Annotated in this window: 16 protein-coding genes and 10 tRNA genes; 15 read left to right on the top strand and 11 right to left on the bottom strand. The window is 45.3% G+C overall.

Annotated features, from left to right (window positions below; genetic code table 11):
* Nucleotides 1-28 precede the first annotated feature (28 nt).
* Complete coding sequence (gene flgA, locus NP165_RS03655; RefSeq protein WP_257084982.1) at nt 29-772, bottom strand: flagellar basal body P-ring formation chaperone FlgA; 744 nt, start codon at nt 770-772, stop codon at nt 29-31.
* Nucleotides 773-847: 75 nt separating this feature from the next.
* On the opposite strand from flgA, the gene NP165_RS03660 reads away from it, so the two are divergent.
* The 15 genes from NP165_RS03660 (at nt 848) to NP165_RS03730 (ending at nt 16,869) form a co-directional block, all read left to right on the top strand.
* Entirely contained in the window at nt 848-1,774 is a 927-nt protein-coding gene (locus tag NP165_RS03660; protein ID WP_257084983.1) for a chemotaxis protein CheV, read from the top strand.
* Between the two features lie 10 nt (nt 1,775-1,784).
* Nucleotides 1,785-2,612 carry a CheR family methyltransferase gene (locus NP165_RS03665; RefSeq protein ID WP_257084984.1) on the top strand — a complete coding sequence of 276 codons (828 nt, stop codon included), beginning with the start codon at nt 1,785-1,787 and terminating at the stop codon, nt 2,610-2,612.
* Nucleotides 2,613-2,872: 260 nt separating this feature from the next.
* On the top strand, nt 2,873-3,268 hold the full coding sequence (gene flgB / locus NP165_RS03670) for a flagellar basal body rod protein FlgB (protein ID WP_257084985.1): 396 nt from the start codon (nt 2,873-2,875) through the stop codon (nt 3,266-3,268).
* A 4-nt stretch (nt 3,269-3,272) separates the two neighbouring features.
* Nucleotides 3,273-3,689, top strand: coding sequence for a flagellar basal body rod protein FlgC (gene flgC / locus NP165_RS03675; RefSeq protein WP_257084986.1), 417 nt, complete (start codon nt 3,273-3,275; stop codon nt 3,687-3,689).
* 17 nt (nt 3,690-3,706) lie between these two features.
* Nucleotides 3,707-4,417 (top strand): flagellar hook assembly protein FlgD, encoded by a 711-nt coding sequence (flgD, locus tag NP165_RS03680; protein ID WP_257084987.1) that lies wholly within the window; start codon nt 3,707-3,709, stop codon nt 4,415-4,417.
* Between the two features lie 43 nt (nt 4,418-4,460).
* Entirely contained in the window at nt 4,461-5,765 is a 1,305-nt protein-coding gene (gene flgE / locus NP165_RS03685) for a flagellar hook protein FlgE (protein ID WP_257084988.1), read from the top strand.
* Between the two features lie 201 nt (nt 5,766-5,966).
* Nucleotides 5,967-6,716 carry a flagellar basal-body rod protein FlgF gene (gene flgF, locus NP165_RS03690; protein ID WP_257084989.1) on the top strand — a complete coding sequence of 250 codons (750 nt, stop codon included), beginning with the start codon at nt 5,967-5,969 and terminating at the stop codon, nt 6,714-6,716.
* An 18-nt stretch (nt 6,717-6,734) separates the two neighbouring features.
* Entirely contained in the window at nt 6,735-7,523 is a 789-nt protein-coding gene (flgG, locus tag NP165_RS03695) for a flagellar basal-body rod protein FlgG (protein ID WP_257084990.1), read from the top strand.
* 24 nt (nt 7,524-7,547) lie between these two features.
* Nucleotides 7,548-8,327, top strand: coding sequence for a flagellar basal body L-ring protein FlgH (gene flgH, locus NP165_RS03700; RefSeq protein ID WP_257084991.1), 780 nt, complete (start codon nt 7,548-7,550; stop codon nt 8,325-8,327).
* Between the two features lie 52 nt (nt 8,328-8,379).
* Nucleotides 8,380-9,471, top strand: coding sequence for a flagellar basal body P-ring protein FlgI (locus NP165_RS03705; RefSeq protein ID WP_257084992.1), 1,092 nt, complete (start codon nt 8,380-8,382; stop codon nt 9,469-9,471).
* A gap of 11 nt (nt 9,472-9,482) precedes the next feature.
* Nucleotides 9,483-10,433 (top strand): flagellar assembly peptidoglycan hydrolase FlgJ, encoded by a 951-nt coding sequence (gene flgJ / locus NP165_RS03710; protein ID WP_257084993.1) that lies wholly within the window; start codon nt 9,483-9,485, stop codon nt 10,431-10,433.
* A 180-nt stretch (nt 10,434-10,613) separates the two neighbouring features.
* Nucleotides 10,614-12,488 (top strand): flagellar hook-associated protein FlgK, encoded by a 1,875-nt coding sequence (flgK, locus tag NP165_RS03715; RefSeq protein WP_257084994.1) that lies wholly within the window; start codon nt 10,614-10,616, stop codon nt 12,486-12,488.
* A gap of 9 nt (nt 12,489-12,497) precedes the next feature.
* Nucleotides 12,498-13,691, top strand: a complete 1,194-nt coding sequence (gene flgL / locus NP165_RS03720; RefSeq protein WP_257084995.1) for a flagellar hook-associated protein FlgL — start codon at nt 12,498-12,500, stop codon at nt 13,689-13,691.
* A gap of 377 nt (nt 13,692-14,068) precedes the next feature.
* Complete coding sequence (locus NP165_RS03725) at nt 14,069-15,208, top strand: flagellin (protein WP_257084996.1); 1,140 nt, start codon at nt 14,069-14,071, stop codon at nt 15,206-15,208.
* Nucleotides 15,209-15,735: 527 nt separating this feature from the next.
* Nucleotides 15,736-16,869, top strand: coding sequence for a flagellin (locus tag NP165_RS03730; protein WP_257084997.1), 1,134 nt, complete (start codon nt 15,736-15,738; stop codon nt 16,867-16,869).
* 116 nt (nt 16,870-16,985) lie between these two features.
* On the opposite strand, the gene NP165_RS03735 is transcribed toward NP165_RS03730, so the two are convergent.
* The 10 genes from NP165_RS03735 to NP165_RS03780 form a co-directional block, all read right to left on the bottom strand.
* Nucleotides 16,986-17,070 (bottom strand) — tRNA-Leu (locus NP165_RS03735).
* A gap of 47 nt (nt 17,071-17,117) precedes the next feature.
* Nucleotides 17,118-17,194, bottom strand: a tRNA-Met gene (locus tag NP165_RS03740).
* Nucleotides 17,195-17,196: 2 nt separating this feature from the next.
* Nucleotides 17,197-17,281, bottom strand: a tRNA-Leu gene (locus NP165_RS03745).
* Nucleotides 17,282-17,406: 125 nt separating this feature from the next.
* Nucleotides 17,407-17,481 (bottom strand) — tRNA-Gln (locus tag NP165_RS03750).
* A 32-nt stretch (nt 17,482-17,513) separates the two neighbouring features.
* A tRNA-Leu gene (locus NP165_RS03755) sits at nt 17,514-17,598 on the bottom strand.
* A 125-nt stretch (nt 17,599-17,723) separates the two neighbouring features.
* Nucleotides 17,724-17,798, bottom strand: a tRNA-Gln gene (locus NP165_RS03760).
* 32 nt (nt 17,799-17,830) lie between these two features.
* Nucleotides 17,831-17,915 (bottom strand) — tRNA-Leu (locus tag NP165_RS03765).
* A 25-nt stretch (nt 17,916-17,940) separates the two neighbouring features.
* A tRNA-Leu gene (locus NP165_RS03770) sits at nt 17,941-18,025 on the bottom strand.
* Between the two features lie 47 nt (nt 18,026-18,072).
* Nucleotides 18,073-18,149: transfer RNA gene (locus NP165_RS03775), tRNA-Met, on the bottom strand.
* A 3-nt stretch (nt 18,150-18,152) separates the two neighbouring features.
* Nucleotides 18,153-18,237 (bottom strand) — tRNA-Leu (locus tag NP165_RS03780).
* Nucleotides 18,238-18,268: the final 31 nt, after the last annotated feature.

Consider the following 18,268-nt stretch of genomic DNA (forward strand, 5'->3'; position numbering starts at 1 on the left):
AATTAGGGTTACTTAGAATGATAGTTGCTTAGAAGATGACGGTAACTTCTGAAATCCCAGTGACACGTCCTTCAATTATACGGTTGGATTTACTATTTTTCACTCTAATCTGCTCGCCGTGCGTGCCATCAGTCAGAGCTACCCCTTTGGTTGTAATGGTCATCCCCGATTTCACGGCCTTAATGGTTACAGACTCGCTACGGCATACGATACAAATGTCGTTTGCTTCGATCGCGTCTCCGGTGCGTAAATTCTTTTTCACTTTTGCACCTATCACAGCCTCTATAGAGGAAAAGCCTTGCCGTCTAAAGCGTTGCAAGTCTACCATGCTGACGGTAACGTCATGCGCAGAAATAATTTGTCCACGAGAAAGGTTAGTCGTTAGCGTAACTTGTGGTCCTGTTCGAGTGATTCGGACAGGAACATAAACGCGCCAATTGTCTTCCGTACATTCAACAAGAACAGTGATATTACTGGCATTGGGATTGGTGGAACTTGAAGAGCTTTCTAGCCCTGAAGGGCAGTCCGTAGCAAATATTCTTTGGTCAATATTTGCGGCAGTGGTTTCAAGTGAGCCACCCGCTGGGCTTTCTATCGTTGCAGCAATGTAAGCCTCAGCCGCACGTTGGATATTGGCGATCTGAGAACCTGTCGCGGCAGACGCTGAAAAACTAAAGAAAAATAGGACACAGCCGATAGACTTGAAAAGTAATTTATTGAAAGATCTACGGGTAGTGGAAAATGAGTATTGGACTCTTTTAAGATACATCATTCTATTTCTCGTAATTTTCATGGCATTACGTAGACTATCATTTTTTGGCAAAAAGTTTGAATTGGAGAAGAGCTTATGACGGGTATTCTTGACTCAGTGAATCAGCGTACTCAACTCGTCGGTCAAAACCGATTAGAACTCTTAACGTTTCGTCTGATGGGACGCCAGCGTTATGGCATTAACGTATTTAAGGTAAAAGAGGTTCTACAGTGTCCTAAGCTTACAGCAATGCCAAACTTGCATCCTTTAGTGAAAGGGATCGCGCACATTCGTGGCCATACTGTTTCCGTTATTGATTTGAGTTTAGCGATTGGCGGTCGACCGACCACGGACATTGATAAAGCGTTTGTGATTATTGCGGAGTTTAACCGTTCCATTCAGGCATTCTTAGTCTCCTCAGTTGAGCGAATTGTTAACATGCATTGGGAAGCGATTCTTCCACCACCAGAAGGTGCGGGTAAAGCCAACTACCTGACCGCGGTGACTAATATTGATAATGAGCTCGTTGAAATTCTGGATGTAGAGAAAATTCTCGCTGAAATTGCGCCAGTTGATGAAACGATGGACTCAACCATCGGTGAAGAAATCGCACAAGCTGAAGTCGAAAAGAACATTGTTCGTCGTATCCTGATTGCGGATGATTCGACAGTAGCAAGAAAGCAGGTGGAGCGAGCAATCACCTCACTTGGTTTTGAAGTGGTTTCCGTCAAAGATGGTAAAGATGCTTACGAAAAACTGCTGGAAATGGCTAAGTCGGGCAGTGTTTATGAGCAAATCTCGTTAGTGATCTCTGACATCGAAATGCCAGAAATGGACGGTTACACGCTCACCGCTGAAATTCGACGTAACGCGGATTTGAAAGATCTCTATGTTATTCTTCACTCTTCCTTGAGTGGTGTCTTTAACCAAGCGATGGTCGAACGTGTGGGCGCAAACTCTTTTATTGCAAAATTTAACCCAGATGAGCTTGGTAATGCAGTGAAATCTGCACTTACAGAATAAAGAGAAATTAATGACAGCAATAACTATTAGCGATCAAGAGTATCGCGATTTTAGCCGTTTTCTAGAGTCTCAATGTGGCATCGTGCTAGGGGATAGTAAACAGTACTTGGTCCGTAGTCGTCTGAGCCCTTTGGTAAGCAAATTCAATCTGGGTTCGCTGTCTGATTTACTAAGAAATGTTGTGACAGGACGAAATCGTGAGCTGCGTATTGCGGCGGTTGACGCTATGACAACCAATGAAACGCTGTGGTTTCGTGACACATATCCGTTTACTGTTTTAGCTGACAAGTTATTGCCTGAAATGGCGGCAAATAAACGCCCGATTAAGATTTGGTCAGCGGCAAGTTCCTCTGGCCAAGAGCCGTACTCTATGGCAATGACAGTGTTGGAGACGCAACAGCGAAAGCCGGGGATGCTATCGAGCGTTTCCATTACCGCTACGGATATTTCAACCAATATGCTTGATATGTGTCGAGCAGGTGTCTATGACAGTCTTGCGTTAGGTCGGGGGTTGTCACCTGACCGCCGTCGTACATTCTTTGAAGACGCGGGTGATGGCCGAATGAAGGTCAAAGATAACGTTAAGCGATTAGTGAACTTCCGCCCGCAAAACTTAATGGACAGTTATGCGCTGCTAGGCAAATTTGACATCATTTTCTGTCGAAATGTACTCATTTACTTTTCGCCAGAGATGAAATCGAAAGTGTTGAACCAAATGGCTAACAGCTTGAATCCAGGTGGATACCTGTTGCTTGGTGCCTCGGAGTCGTTAACCGGGTTGAGCGACCGTTTCGAAATGGTGCGATGTAATCCCGGCATCATATATAAGCTCAAATGATAAGTATCTGATTTACGTTAAGCCCAGCGATTTTAGCTGGGCTTTTTTGTTCACATTTAAGGCGATTTTCTTCTGTTATACTGACAGCGACATTCCAGCCTTGATAGCAATCACACTTAAAAACTTGGCGTATTTATTGCTCCGTGCCTATTGGTGATAGTTTTAATAAGTACGTCATTCACGCATGGTTTTTTTAAATTTGGTACGCTAATTGCTTACTCTTTTAATAATAACGGTCAGTTCTTTGTGTAGAGGTTCATATGACTATTTCTTTCGATAAGGCTCTCGGGATTCACCAACATACCGTTGGATTGCGTGAGCGCAATGCTGAAGTGATGTCCACTAACATTGCTCAGGCGAATACGCCTGGATACAAATCGAAAGGGATGGACTTTAAAAAGGCACTGCAGGCGGCAACATCAGAGGCAAGCGTTGGACTTCAACGTACTGATGGTCGGCATATTCCTGCCTCTTCACGAATGACAGGGGAAGTGATGTATCGTCTTCCAACTCAACCTGACACTGGTGATGGCAATACGGTCGATGTGGATCTTGAGCGTAACTTGTTTATGCAAAACCAAATCAGACACCAAGCATCACTAGACTTCTTAGGAAGTAAGTTCAAAAACTTAACCAAAGCAATCAAAGGGGAATAATTAGATGAGCTTATTTAATGTATTCAATGTAACTGGTTCTGCCATGAGCGCTGAATCTGTTCGTCTAAATACGACCTCTAGCAACTTGGCGAATGCAGACAGTATCTCTAGCTCAGCGAAAGACACTTACAAGGCTCGCCATGCTGTATTTGGTGCTGAGTTAAGTAAAGCAAAGTATGGGCGTGAACATACTGTGCCAGTGAAGGTGATGGGGATAGTAGAAAGCGATAAGCCACTGAATGCGGAATATAACCCTGATCATCCGCTCGCGAACAATGAAGGTTATATCTATAAACCGAACGTTAACGTGATGGAAGAAATGGCTAATATGATTTCTGCTTCTCGCTCGTACCAAACGAACGTGCAAGTGGCAGATGCAAGTAAACAAATGCTGCTGCGTACGCTGCAGATGGGTCAATAAGGATAAGGAGGTAACGTATGGCCGGTGACATTAATAATGTTGGTCAAAACAGCTTGTCCTATATCGACCAGCTTAAACAGCTTCAAGAGAAGAATAAGCCGGATGAGATTACGGGTAAGCAAGACCTGAAACAAGAGGACTTCTTATCATTGCTCACCAAGCAACTCGCTCAACAAGATCCGTTTAAGCCGGTTAGCAATGACCAGATGATTGCGCAAATGGCGTCATTCGCAACCGTAGACGGTATTGGCAAAATGAACAACCAGTTTGAAACTTTGAATGCTTCGATGACGTCAAATCAAGCACTTCAGGCTTCATCACTTGTTGGTCGTGATGTCTTAGTACCGGGTGCTGCGGGTGTTAAAAAGGATGACGGTGGAATGGCCGCGATGGTTAAGCTCCCTCAATCTGTCGACAATTTGATGGTGAGGGTTGAAGACCAAATGGGCCAGCTTGTCCGAACCTTTGATGCAGGTGCGTCGCCAGCGGGTGACAATCGTGTTGAATGGGACGGCAAAGACCAAAACGGTAATCCATTGCCAGCAGGCAAATACAAGGTGAAAGCCGCAGGTTTGCTGGAAGGGGAGAGCAAAGAGTTTGAGGTTTCAACGTATGCAAACGTCAACAGTGTTCTTCTTGGTAAAGGTGATGGAAACGTACTGCTCAATCTGGCTGGTTTTGAGTCGCCAGTTCGACTTGCTGAAGTACTAGAAGTTGGTAAAGCGTAGCTCTTTATAAAGTAGATATGCTAGCTAGATAGGAGATTTTGGAATGTCATATGTTGCATTAAGCGGTCTATCTGCCGCACAGTTAGATTTGAACACAACGAGTAATAACATCGCCAACGCCAATACTTACGGCTTTAAAGAGTCACGTGCAGAATTTGGTGATGTTTACTCTAATTCACTGTTTACCAACGCGAAAACAACACCAGGTGGTGGTGTTCAGGCGCAGAAAGTTGCTCAGCAATTTCATGAAGGTTCAAGTGTTTATACAAACAACCCAATGGATCTGCGCATCAGTGGTACAGGCTTTTTTGCAGTCGCTAAAGATCGCTTAGCCCCAGTTACAAACGAGCTAACACGTAATGGTGCTTTTCACCTAAATAAAGATAACTACATGGTGACATCGAATGATGAATTTCTGCTGGGTTATCAGGTGAACGAAGAAACTGGCGATGTACTCTCTTATGAGCCATCACCGATTAACATTCCAAAAGAATTTGGTAAGCCAAAGCAAACGTCCAATATTGAGGTTGGCGTGAATTTACCAGCAAGTGGTGAGTTACGTGATCCTGCGCTGTTTGATTACACTGATCCAGAAACCTATAACCGTTCGACGTCCTCGACGATTTATGACTCTATGGGACAGTCGTACAAGCTTACTACGTACTACCTAAAAGATCAGACTCAGCCAAACACATGGCAAACTTACTACACTGTGACTGATAGTGCGGGTGAAAAGCCGATCAACATTGCTGGTGGTGATGCAACCTCGCCATCGGGCCATGTTGGACATACCATGAAGTTTTACAATGATGGCACTTTAGCAAGTATCAATAATGGCCAAAACGTTGTATCTGAAGCGTTGGGTGCTGGAGCTAACCCGGTTGAACTTAATGGTGCCGACGCAACACAAGTCTTGTCGTTTGGCCTTAGCGATGCGACTCAATTTGCCGCTCCTTTTGAGCTGACCAAATTCGATGAAGATGGCGCAACCACAGGTTTCTTAACCAAAGTGGACTTTGACGAGAATGGTAGTGTCCTAGGCACATACTCAAACGGAGAAAACATCACTCTTGGGCGTGTTGCTCTAGTGCGTGTTGCCAACGAGCAAGGTCTGGATAAGAAGGGTGGTACGCAGTGGGATTCAACACAGTTCTCTGGTGATAAGATCTGGGGTGAATCGAACAAAGGTTCTTTTGGCTCCATTAATAGCGGTACCTTGGAACAATCTAATATCGATATGACTCAAGAGCTGGTTGATTTGATCTCTGCTCAACGTAACTTCCAAGCGAACTCTCGTTCATTAGAAGTGCACAACCAAACTCAGCAAACAATCCTACAAATTCGATAATTTTTAGGCATTATTTGAATGATATTGATGGCAAGCGGGTGGCAATAACTCGCTTGCCATTGTTGCCACCTGAGGCAAATTCCTTCGCATACATCCTTCTTTTTCTCCGTTTTCAATGTAATTTATTGAAATATATAGATATAAATTATTGGCACATCAATTGCTTTAATTGATCCGAATTGTGATTGTTGGAGCAAGTTTATGGATCGCGCACTCTTTCTCGCTATGAGCGGTGCCAAACAAAATATGCAGGCATTGCAGCTTAGGGCAAACAACCTGGCAAACGTCAGTACGACAGGTTTCCGAGCTGATCTCGCACAAGCTCGCTCTATGCAGGCTTACGGCGAAGGTTTACCTAGCCGAGTGTTTAGCATGACAGAGCGCCCAGGCCACAACTTCCAACAAGGTAGTGTCATTACCACAGGTCGTGATTTAGATGTCACGATACAAGGCGATGGTTGGATGTCGGTACTCGACAAGACAGGCAAAGAAGGTCTTACCCGAAATGGTAACCTGAAAATTGATGTTAATGGATTACTGACCAGCGGCAATGGAAACCTAGTATTAGGTGAAAACGGCGCACCAATCACACTGCCTATCCCTGTTAGCAAAGTAGAAATCGGTACAGATGGCACGATCTCCGTGGTTCCCCAAGGTGCGCCTGCGGATGCGATGGAAATTGTTGATCGTATCAAGCTAACTCGCACCAACAACCAATCACTATTCAAAGATGTTAACGGCTTATTCCGAGCAAAAGATCCTACTGCAGCATATGAAGCAGATGCGGGTGTCAAACTGCTTACTGGTGCAATTGAAGGCAGTAACGTCAATGCCATTGGTGAAATGACGAGCCTTATTGACCTTCAACGCCAGTTTGAAATGCAGGTCAAGATGATGAGCACAGCAGAAGAGATGGACAAAGCGTCTGACTCTCTGCTTCGTATGAGCTAATAAATTTAGGAGATTGTTATGCATCCGGCACTATGGGTTAGTAAAACGGGCTTAGACGCTCAGCAAACAAACATTTCAACGATTTCGAACAACCTCGCGAACGCCTCGACGGTGGGATACAAAAAAAGCCGCGCGGTGTTTGAAGATCTTTTTTACCAAAACATTAACCAGCCGGGCGGTCAGTCTTCACAGAATACAGAATTGCCGAGCGGTTTAATGCTGGGTGCGGGTTCTAAAGTGGTCGCAACTCAAAAAGTGCATACTCAGGGCAATACCCAAACCACAAACAACAGTTTGGATATGATGATCGAAGGAGACGGTTTCTTTCAGATCCTGATGCCAGATGGCAACATCGGTTATTCACGTAATGGTCAATTCACGGTTAACGATGAAGGTGTGATTGTGACTTCCGGTGCCGGTTACGCATTGGAGCCTGAAATTGCGATTCCAGAAGATGCGATCAGCATTACGATTGGTACAGACGGTGAGGTGTCTGTACGTGTTCGTGGTCAGCAGGACAACCAAGTGGTTGGTCAGATTACTACGGTAGATTTTGTTAACCCAGGCGGTTTGGAACCGATTGGGCAAAACCTTTATTTACCGACGGGTGCAAGTGGCGATCCGCAGGAAGGCGTCCCAGGGCTGGATGGTTTTGGTGATCTTCGTCAGTCAATGCTGGAGACATCCAACGTGAATGTTACGGAAGAGTTAGTCAATATGATTGAAGCTCAACGCGTGTATGAAATGAACTCAAAAGTCATTTCAGCGGTTGATAAGATGATGAGCTTCGTTAACCAGCAACTTTAATCGCGTAGTGTAGAGGATAGATTGATGAGTCGTTTACTTGCTCTATTAATGGTTAGTGTGATGTCTGGGTGCAGTTTGATGCCATCACCAGTAGAAACATCAGACGTCGCGCAAGGTACTACGACTGTGGACGCGGTTGAAGGTGACAAATCGGCGGATGACGAAAGTGGCATTGTCGATACACTCCGAGGCAGAAAAGATCCGGTTGCCGGCGATCCTGCTTGGGCTCCAATTCATCCAAAGCAACAACCAGAACACTACGCAGCAGAAACAGGATCTTTGTTCAGCGCCGCGCGTTCAACTAGCCTGTATGACGACTCTAAGCCGAGAGGTGTCGGAGACATTATTACTGTCACGCTGAACGAAAGTACGAAAGCTGCTAAAAGTTCAGATGCCGATCTATCGAAAAACAATGACGCCACCATGGACCCAGTCGAAGTGGGTGGTAAGCAGTTAGAATTGGGTGAATATAACTTCTCGTACAATTTGAGCAATGACAATTCATTCAGTGGCAGCGCAGCGGCAAATCAAAGCAATAGCCTATCTGGTTCTATCACTGTCGAAGTCATCGAAGTTCTCGCTAACGGAAATTTAGTGATCCGTGGCGAAAAATGGTTAACGCTCAACACAGGTGACGAATACATTCGCCTGAGTGGAACGATTCGCCCTGATGACATTTCTTACGATAATTCAATTGCTTCTAACCGAATTTCGAATGCGCGTATTCAATACTCTGGAACGGGCAATCAACAAGACATGCAAGAGCCGGGATTCTTGGCACGATTCTTTAATGTATCTCTTTAGTCCCGTCTGAAGTCACTTATTTGGCACAGAGATAGAATTAAAGGTATCCCCGATGAAGAAGTTGATTCTTGTATTCACCAGCGTATTGCTCTTGGCAACACAAGTACACGCCGCACGTATCAAAGACGTTGCACAAGTTGCAGGTGTACGTAGTAACCAATTGGTCGGTTATGGCCTGGTTACGGGTTTGCCTGGTACAGGCGAATCAACGCCTTTTACGGATCAAAGCTTTAATGCCATGTTGCAGAAGTTTGGTATTCAGCTTCCTCCGGGTACAAAGCCTAAAACTAAGAATGTGGCGGCAGTTATTGTTACCGCAGAGCTTCCTGCATTTTCTAAGCAAGGCCAAACCATAGACGTGACGGTTTCTTCTATCGGAGCGGCAAAAAGCTTACGCGGCGGCACGCTGATGCAAACCATGCTGAAAGGCTTAGATGGGCAAGTTTATGCCGTGGCACAAGGCAATTTAGTTGTGAGTGGCTTTAGCGCAACGGGTGCGGATGGCTCTAAAATTGTCGGCAACAACCCAACAGCAGGCATGATTTCAAACGGTGCGATTGTGGAACGTGAAATCCCAACACCATTTGGCCGCGGTGACTACATCACATTTAATTTACTTGAATCCGATTTTACGACTGCTCAGCGTATGGCTGACGCGGTCAATAATTTCTTAGGTCCGCAAATGGCCTCTGCTGTTGATGCTGCTTCGGTTAAAGTCAGAGCGCCAAGAGACATCTCACAACGCGTTGCATTTCTCTCAGCGATAGAAAACTTGGAGTTTAACCCGGCAGAGGGATCAGCGAAAATTATCGTCAACTCTCGTACTGGCACTATCGTCGTAGGCAAACATGTGCGTTTGAAGCCTGCAGCAGTCACTCATGGCGGGATGACGGTAGCGATAAAAGAGAACTTAAACGTGAGCCAACCTAATGCATTTGGCGGCGGTCAGACAGTTGTCGTCCCTGATAGCGATATTGAAGTTACTGAAGCGCAGGGCAAGATGTTTAAATTTGAACCTGGCCTAACATTGGATGATTTGGTTCGTGCCGTCAATGAAGTCGGTGCCGCCCCTTCGGATCTCATGGCTATCCTGCAAGCGCTAAAACAAGCTGGTGCTATTGAAGGCCAACTGATCATCATTTAACGGAGTAGAGCATGATTAATAACGGTAACGATATTGGCTTTATTCATGACATCGCAGGCTTAGATCAGCTTCGTAAACAAGCGGTTAATGGCGATGAACAGGGTGAAAAGCAGGCATTGGCCTCAGCAGCACGACAGTTTGAAGCGATCTTTACGTCGATGCTATTCAAATCAATGCGCGATGCAAACTCTACCTTTGAATCGGGATTGATGGATAGCCAGAATCAGCAGTTTTACCGCCAAATGATGGATGAGCAAATGTCGAGTGAACTCAGCTCATCCGGTTCATTGGGGTTGGCAGACATGATCGTTGCGCAGTTAACGTCTGGTTCCGTTGAAAATCCTAATGCTTCAAGCCGTAACACCGATTTTGAAGCCTTGATGAAAAAAGTGGATCGAGCACGAGCAGCGCAAGCGGAAAAACCAGCGCCTGAAGTAGCGCCTCGTCAGAGTATCGACGTTGCTGCTAAGCAGAGTGTAGACGTGGCTCCGGCGAAACACTCTTTCGATTCTCCAGAATCCTTTGTTGCATCAATGCGCCCTTACGCCCAAAAAGCGGCAAGAGCATTAGGGGTAGACTCGTCTCTATTACTGGCTCAGGCTGCACTGGAAACGGGGTGGGGTAAAAAGTTAGTCAGTAACAGCCTTGGTAGCAGCAACAACTTGTTCAACATTAAAGCTGATAGAAGCTGGAGTGGGGGCAAAGTCGCGACTCAAACCCTTGAATATCATCAAGGTGTACCTGTTAAAGAAAAGGCGGCATTCCGTTCTTACAATAGCTTTGAGGAAAGCTTCAACGACTATGTGCGTTTCTTGAATGACAACCCTCGCTATACAGTGGCACTTCGTCATGGTGGAAACTCAGAAAGATTTATTGAAGGCATTCATAAAGCGGGGTATGCGACAGACCCACAATACGCGAGTAAAGTCTTACGAGTGAAAGCGAAAATCGACCAAATGTAATCGAGACTCACCTGCGGGTGAGTTTTTATTTCTTCAACATAGTCTTTTATTTCTCCATATCTTCCTGTTCATCTTCCTATTCATAAAGTTCTCACCGTATACATGCCATTGGCACACATATTGCTATTTCTTTATTAGATACTCAGTTTAGGCTGATTTTTAAGGTTTTTTGGGGGCAATATGGCGTCTGATCTGCTGAATCTTGGTTCGCAAAGCGTACTGACGGCTCAGAGACAACTAAACACCACTGGTCATAACATCTCGAATGTGAATACCGAGGGTTATAGCCGTCAATCGGTGATACAAGGCACAAACATGCCGCGCCAGTTCGGTGGGGAGTCCTATGGTATGGGCGTGCATGTGGAAAATGTTCGCCGATCGTGGGATCAGTTTGCCGTCAATGAACTCAATTTGTCGACCACAAGCCACGCGAGAAAACTTGATGATGAAAGTAATCTTGAGATGCTCTCAGATATGCTTTCGTCTGTGGCGTCTAAAAAAATTCCTGAAAACTTAAACGAGTGGTTTGATGCGGTCAAATCTCTTGCGGATACCCCTAATGATGTTGGTGCTCGCAAGGTCGTTCTCGAAAAAGCGACGTTGATTACTCAAAACCTGAATGACTTCCACGAAACCATTCGCCGCCAGTCCGATGTAACCAATAAGAAGTTGGAATTAGGCGTGGAGCGAATGAACCAACTTGCGGTTGAAATTCGAGATTTACATCGACTCATGATGCGCACGCCTGGCCCTCATAATGACCTGATGGACCAGCATGAACAGCTTATTAACGAGCTGTCAGAGTACACCAAAGTGACCGTGACTCCGCGTAAGAACTCGGAAGGTTTTAACGTTCATATTGGCAATGGTCACACTTTGGTATCTGGTACGGAAGCGAGTCAACTCACCATGATTGATGGTCAACCAGATGTGCATCAACGCCGCCTCGCGATGGTCGAAGGTAAAGGTATTAAAGCCATAACGACCAAAGATATTGACGGTAAAGTGGGCGCGATGCTGTCTATGAGAGATGAAAAAATTCCTCAGATTATGGATGAGCTCGGTAAATTAGCGACCGCATTTTCTCACGATATCAATGAGCTGCAATCGCAGGGATTAGACCTTAAAGGTAATGTCGGTGGGCTTATGTTCACTGACGTCAACTCTGACATAGCGGCTAAATCTCGCGTGGTGACATCGACCAACTCTAACGCTGATTTAGCGGTCTACATTGAAGATACGTCAAAATTGGTTGGGGGTGAGTATTCACTTCAATCGACGGGTAGCGAATATTATCTTACTCGCCCAAATGGAGAACAGACCGCAGTGCCTGTTGTTGGCAATGCGATTACAGTCGATGGCCTTAGAATCGAAATTAACTCGGACTTGGCTGCAGGTGAGCGAGTTTTGTTAAGGCCAACACGTAACGGTGCCGCTCAGATCAAGATGGAAACCAATGATCCCAACCACATCGCGGCTCAAAGCTATGAGGCATCGACCACTTTTGCACAAGGAGATGCCAAGTTTTCCATTGAAAACGTCGGCGCGTTGCGCGAGTTTGAGGTAATTATTTCCCCTGATGGGAAGCAATTTGCCGTCACCGATCCAAAAGGGAAAATCCTTCTCTCGCCACAGGCTTACCCACCAGCAGGGGCTGTGACCGTGCAAGGGACAACATTTGAGTTATCAGAGGGCGCATTAGCCAACGACAAATTTACGGCAAACCTTGTCCCATCAGAAGGTGACAACGGTAACTTGCTAAAAATGCAAAATATCCAGACTGAGAAAAAACTCAATGATGGTGAGTCGACGGTAGTGGATATTTACCACAACTTAAACACGGACGTCGGCTTGCAGATGTCTACTGCATCGCGTTTGACGGATGTTTCTCGTTTGGAAAAAGAATCTGCACAAGAACGGGTCGCTTCCATTTCTGGTGTGAATCTCGATGAAGAGGCCGCCAACATGATGAAATTTCAACAAGCTTACATGGCTTCTTCGCGCATTATGCAAGCGGCTAACGATACCTTTAACAGTATTCTGGCATTGAGATAGGGAGGGTAAATGTTAAATAGAATCTCTAGCTTCCATAACTATCAGTCAGTGCAAAACGATTTTCGTCGTCAAGAAACTCAAGTGCATCATAACCAAGCGCAGTTGGCTTCTGGCAAAAAACTGATGAAAGCCAGTGATGACCCGTTGGCGACTCACTATGTGCAGAACCTCAGCCAACAGAAGGAACAACTTCGCCAATACACTGATGCTATCGTGTTAACGCGTAATCGCCTTGAGAACCAAGAAGCGATTATCTCCAATGCGGAAAGTACGACAGATGAAGCGAAACGCACAGTCATGGAAATGATCAACGGCTCGCTCTCTCCTGAAGATCGAATGGCAAAACGTAGAGAAATTCAGGAGATGGCGAACAACTTCTTCACTTTGGCGAATGTTCAGAATGAAAGCGGGAATTATATCTTTGCAGGCACTAAGCCCAAGAATCAACCATTCTTCCGTGATAGAAATGGAGAAGTGACCTACGCAGGCGATAGTTACCAGCGAAATATGAAAATTTCTAATAGCTTAGTCATGCCGATTAATGACCCTGGCAATAAGTTGTTTATGGAAATCGATAACCCACTTGGTGATTTTGAACCTCAATATAACTTGCAGGAAGCGTCAGAGCTGTTACTTGAACGTGCCACCAATTTAAACCCAGATGACCAGTCTACGTATACCGTCACGTTTGTGGATATGCCTGAGGGTAAATACGGCTATCAGTTGGAACGAGATGGCTCCGTTGTAAAAGCGGATACGTTTGAGCCATCAAAAGGCATTCAATTTGAAGATGTTTCTATTCAGGTAAAAGGCCAAATTACCAAGGGTGATGCGATTACCTTGGAGCCACGCAAAACCTACAGTGTATTTGATACGTTTAAAGAGACGATGGAGTTGGCCACTGGTTCTGTGTCCGATGCGTCTAATACGGCAAAACTTCACCAGTTAACGGAAGAGTTCCATGCCGCGTTTATTCATTTAAACAAAGCAAGATCCGATATCGGAGCGCGATTAAGCACGCTGGATATTCAAGAAGAGCAGCATGATGATTTCCAACTAACTCTGGCTAAATCTCAGAGTAACTTTGAAGATTTGGATTATGCAGACGCGATCATCGAATTTAATGAAAACTCGCGTGCTCTGCAGGCTTCGCAGCAAGCATTCGGAAAAACAAAAGATTTAACGTTATTTAACTATATCTAATTGATATTGCTCTCTTAAGAGCCATGCCTTAAGAGCGATTCATTAGGAAAATAGCCAACCTGACAAGTTACTTAACAACATAGTGTAAGGCAATCAGGTGGCAATATGGCGGCAAGCTACTTGCCGCCGGTATTGGACAAAATACAAGCGATAAACAGTTACCTTTCTGTTTGGTTTTAAGTTGTTGAAAATTATATGGTTTAAAATTAACTTGATGAGATTTTAAACTTGGCACATAACTTGAATTAACTGAGTTAGAGTTTGAAAACAGGTTTAAGCAAAATTTTGCTTAGCAAGGCATTTTACGGTCAGTGCTTCCAAATGAGATTAAGCTGGCCGCTTCGCAAGCACTTGCGAACTCACTAGGAGAGCAAATTATGACCATTACAGTAAATACCAATGTTTCGGCGATGACCGCACAGCGTTACCTTGATAAGGCAACAGGCGATCTGACAACGTCAATGGAGCGTTTGTCTTCGGGCCAGAAAATCAATAGTGCAAAAGATGACGCTGCCGGTCTACAGATCTCAAACCGATTGACCGCCCAGTCTCGTGGTTTGGATGTCGCAATGCGCAACGCCAACGATGGTATTTCGATTGCACAAACGGCAGAAGGCGCGATGAACGAATCGACGGCGATTCTACAACGTATGCGTGACCTTTCGCTTCAGTCAGCTAACGGCACGAACTCTGACTCTGAACGTGGAGCGATCAACGAAGAGATCACTGCACTTCAAGACGAACTTAACCGTATCGCTGAAACAACATCATTTGGTGGTCGTAAACTACTGAATGGCAGCTTCGGTGAAGCATCATTCCAGATCGGTGCAAGTTCAGGTGAAGCGATTATTATGGGTCTGACTAATATTCGTGCGGACGATTTCCGTATGGGTGGTCAAACGTTTGTCGCTGACCAAGGCAAAGGTAAAGACTGGGGTGTACCAGCGGCAGCTAAAGATCTTAAATTTGAATTTACGACTAAAGATGGCGAAGCAGTCACCATCGATATCCTTGCGAAAGCAGGTGATGATATCGAGGAGCTGGCAACGTACATTAATGGTCAGACCGATTTACTCAAAGCGTCTGTCGATCAAGATGGCAAGCTGCAGGTTTTTGCTGCAGAACCAAACTTATCTGGCAACCTAGCTATCTCTGGTGCTTTGTCTGGTGAGCTTGGCCTTGTTGGAGGCGCTGGTGCTCAGACAACCGTTCAGAATATCGATGTACGTGATGTCGGTGGTGCTCAAAATGCTGTGGGTATTATTGATGCGGCGTTGAAATATGTAGATTCTCAGCGTGCTGACCTTGGTGCAAAACAGAACCGTTTAAGTCATAGCATCAACAATTTGGCTAACATCCAAGAAAACGTTGAAGCGTCAAACAGCCGCATCCGCGACACTGATTTCGCGAAAGAAACAACGGCAATGACGAAATCTCAGATTCTGCAACAAGCGGGTACTTCTATTCTCGCTCAAGCAAAACAATTGCCAAACTCTGCAATGTCGCTATTGCAGTAGTAGTCAATATCTTCACTGACGCAAACCCAGACGTGGGGTTAGTGAAGATTTGATGGCAAGCATAGGTAATCGTTCATCGAGGCTCTCTCTCATACCTGCCTCTTGGATTATTTGCTTATGTGACAATAGCCAAGCTTTGATCATTTCTCTCGATCTCCGCAATGCATGGCTAACCTTCTAGCCCCAGTTCTCTCAAAGGAAAGGGGCTTTTTCTTTTCTCTTTCTTTCTTTCTTTCTTTCTTTCTTTCTTTCTTTCTTTCTTTCTTTCTTTCTTTCTTTTTCTCTCTCTGGCACAAATCTCCTACCGTCCAAGTGGCAGAAAACTTTAACGTTGAATCTCAAAACTCTCTGATCGATCTAACTTCCTATGAAATAACGAAGTGAATGCTATTTAATATCGCTCATCCTCTAAAGGTGAGCGAATTTTAGTCGTTATAAGGGTACTTTGAGAGAACTCATTGGTTTTCCGAGACGTCGGAAAGCTTTCGGAAGTTCCGGCAAACGGAAAATCAATAGGAGAGACCACTATGGCGGTTAACGTAAATACTAATGTTTCAGCAATGACAGCACAGAGACATTTGAATAATGCGACGAGTGCACAGCAAGCCTCAATGGAGAAGCTATCGTCAGGCTTTAAGATCAACAGTGCGAAAGATGACGCCGCTGGCCTACAAATATCAAATCGATTAAACGTACAGAGCCGTGGCCTAGATGTCGCTGTTCGTAACGCGAATGACGGTATATCTATGGCACAAACCGCTGAAGGCGCCATGAACGAAACAACTAATATCCTACAGCGAATGCGTGATTTATCTCTCCAATCTGCGAATGGTTCTAACTCTAAATCTGAACGTGTTGCGATTCAGGAAGAGATTACCGCGTTAAACGATGAACTTAACAGAATTGCGGAAACGACATCGTTTGGTGGTAATAAGCTACTGAATGGTACCTTCGCGACTAAGTCGTTCCAGATCGGGGCGGACAATGGTGAAGCGGTTATGCTGACGATGAAAAATATGCGTAGCGATAACACGATGATGGGCGGAAACAGCTATCAAGCCGCCAATGCTAAAGATGCAAACTGGGCTGTTGACGGTACAGCAAATGATTTGACCATTTCGCTTACCGATAAAGCAGGCGATGCGCAGACCATTACGATTAATGCGAAAGCGGGTGATGACATAGAAGAGCTTGCTACCTACATCAACGGCCAAACAGATATGGTGAAAGCATCGATTGATGAAGATGGGAACATGCAGATCTTTGCTGATAATAACAAAGTTGAAGGCGCAGTAACGTTCGGAGGCGCTTTGAACACTGAGTTAAGCTTCGGAGGAGCTCAAGCGGTGACGGTTGATACTATCGATGTAACAACGGTTGGGGGCGCCCAGGAATCCGTGGCGATTGTTGATGCAGCGTTGAAGTTTGTTGATAGCCATCGCGCAGAGCTTGGTGCGTTTCAAAACCGTTTCAATCACGCGGTCAACAACTTAGATAACATTAACGAAAATGTAAATGCATCTAAGAGCCGCATCAAAGATACGGACTTTGCAAAAGAAACCACCGCTTTGACTAAGTCCCAGATCTTGAGCCAAGCATCTAGTTCTGTACTTGCTCAAGCGAAACAAGCGCCAAATTCGGCATTAGCACTGCTAGGGTAGAAGCTTATTTATATAGGTTTCACTAACAAAAAATCCAGCTTCGGCTGGATTTTTTGTTTTCATCAACGCTAGAAGTAGATAAAAGAAAACCCAGCAAAAGCTGGGTTTCTAATCGATGGTGCGGAAGGAGAGACTTGAACTCTCACACCTTGCGGCGCCAGAACCTAAATCTGGTGCGTCTACCAATTCCGCCACTTCCGCATGATCGTAGTCATTAAGACAATTGGTATTCTTAACAACGTTTTATATGGTGGCTACGACGGGATTCGAACCTGTGACCCCATCATTATGAGTGATGTGCTCTAACCAGCTGAGCTACGTAGCCAATGGTGCGGAAGGAGAGACTTGAACTCTCACACCTTGCGGCGCCAGAACCTAAATCTGGTGCGTCTACCAATTCCGCCACTTCCGCATCAATTTTGTGTTCATACCGCCAATTGGTAAAAGCGTTACGAAGTTGTATGGCAGGCTGTTTATAGCCGAACCAGGGACAATGAATGGGGCATCAAAAGATGTTATCCATCGTACCTATAATAATGGCAGGTCTACCTGGATTCGAACCAGGGAATGGCGGCATCAAAAGCCGCTGCCTTACCGCTTGGCGATAGACCTGCAGTTGCTCTAATCAAAGAGACTTTCAATCATGGTGCGGAAGGAGAGACTTGAACTCTCACACCTTGCGGCGCCAGAACCTAAATCTGGTGCGTCTACCAATTCCGCCACTTCCGCATCAATTTGTGTTCATACCGCCAATTGGTAAAAGCGTTATGAAGTTGTATGGCAGGCTACTTTGAGCCGAGCCAGGGACAATAGATGAGGCATCAAAAGATGTTATCCACTGTACCTATCAATAATGGCAGGTCTACCTGGATTCGAACCAGGGAATGGCGGCATCAAAAGCCGCTGCCTTACCGCTTGGCGATAGACCTGCAGTTGCTCTAATAAAAGAGACTTTCAATCATGGTGCGGAAGGAGAGACTTGAACTCTCACACCTTACGGCGCCAGAACCTAAATCTGGTGCGTCTACCAATTCCGCCACTTCCGCATGATTTGTTTGTAGAATGTCAAGATGGTGCGGAAGGAGAGACTTGAACTCTCACACCTTGCGGCGCCAGAACCTAAATCTGGTGCGTCTACCAATTCCGCCACTTCCGCGTCTTGATTCTACAGGACTGTTAGCCTTAGCTAGCAATCGAAATTAATGGTGGCTACGACGGGATTCGAACCTGTGACCCCATCATTATGAGTGATGTGCTCTAACCAGCTGAGCTACGTAGCCAAATGGTGCGGAAGGAGAGACTTGAACTCTCACACCTTGCGGCGCCAGAACCTAAATCTGGTGCGTCTACCAATTCCGCCACTTCCGCATCAATTTTGTGTTCATACCGCTAATTGGTA

The sequence above is a fragment of the Vibrio japonicus genome, assembly GCF_024582835.1.
Lineage (GTDB): Bacteria > Pseudomonadota > Gammaproteobacteria > Enterobacterales > Vibrionaceae > Vibrio > Vibrio japonicus.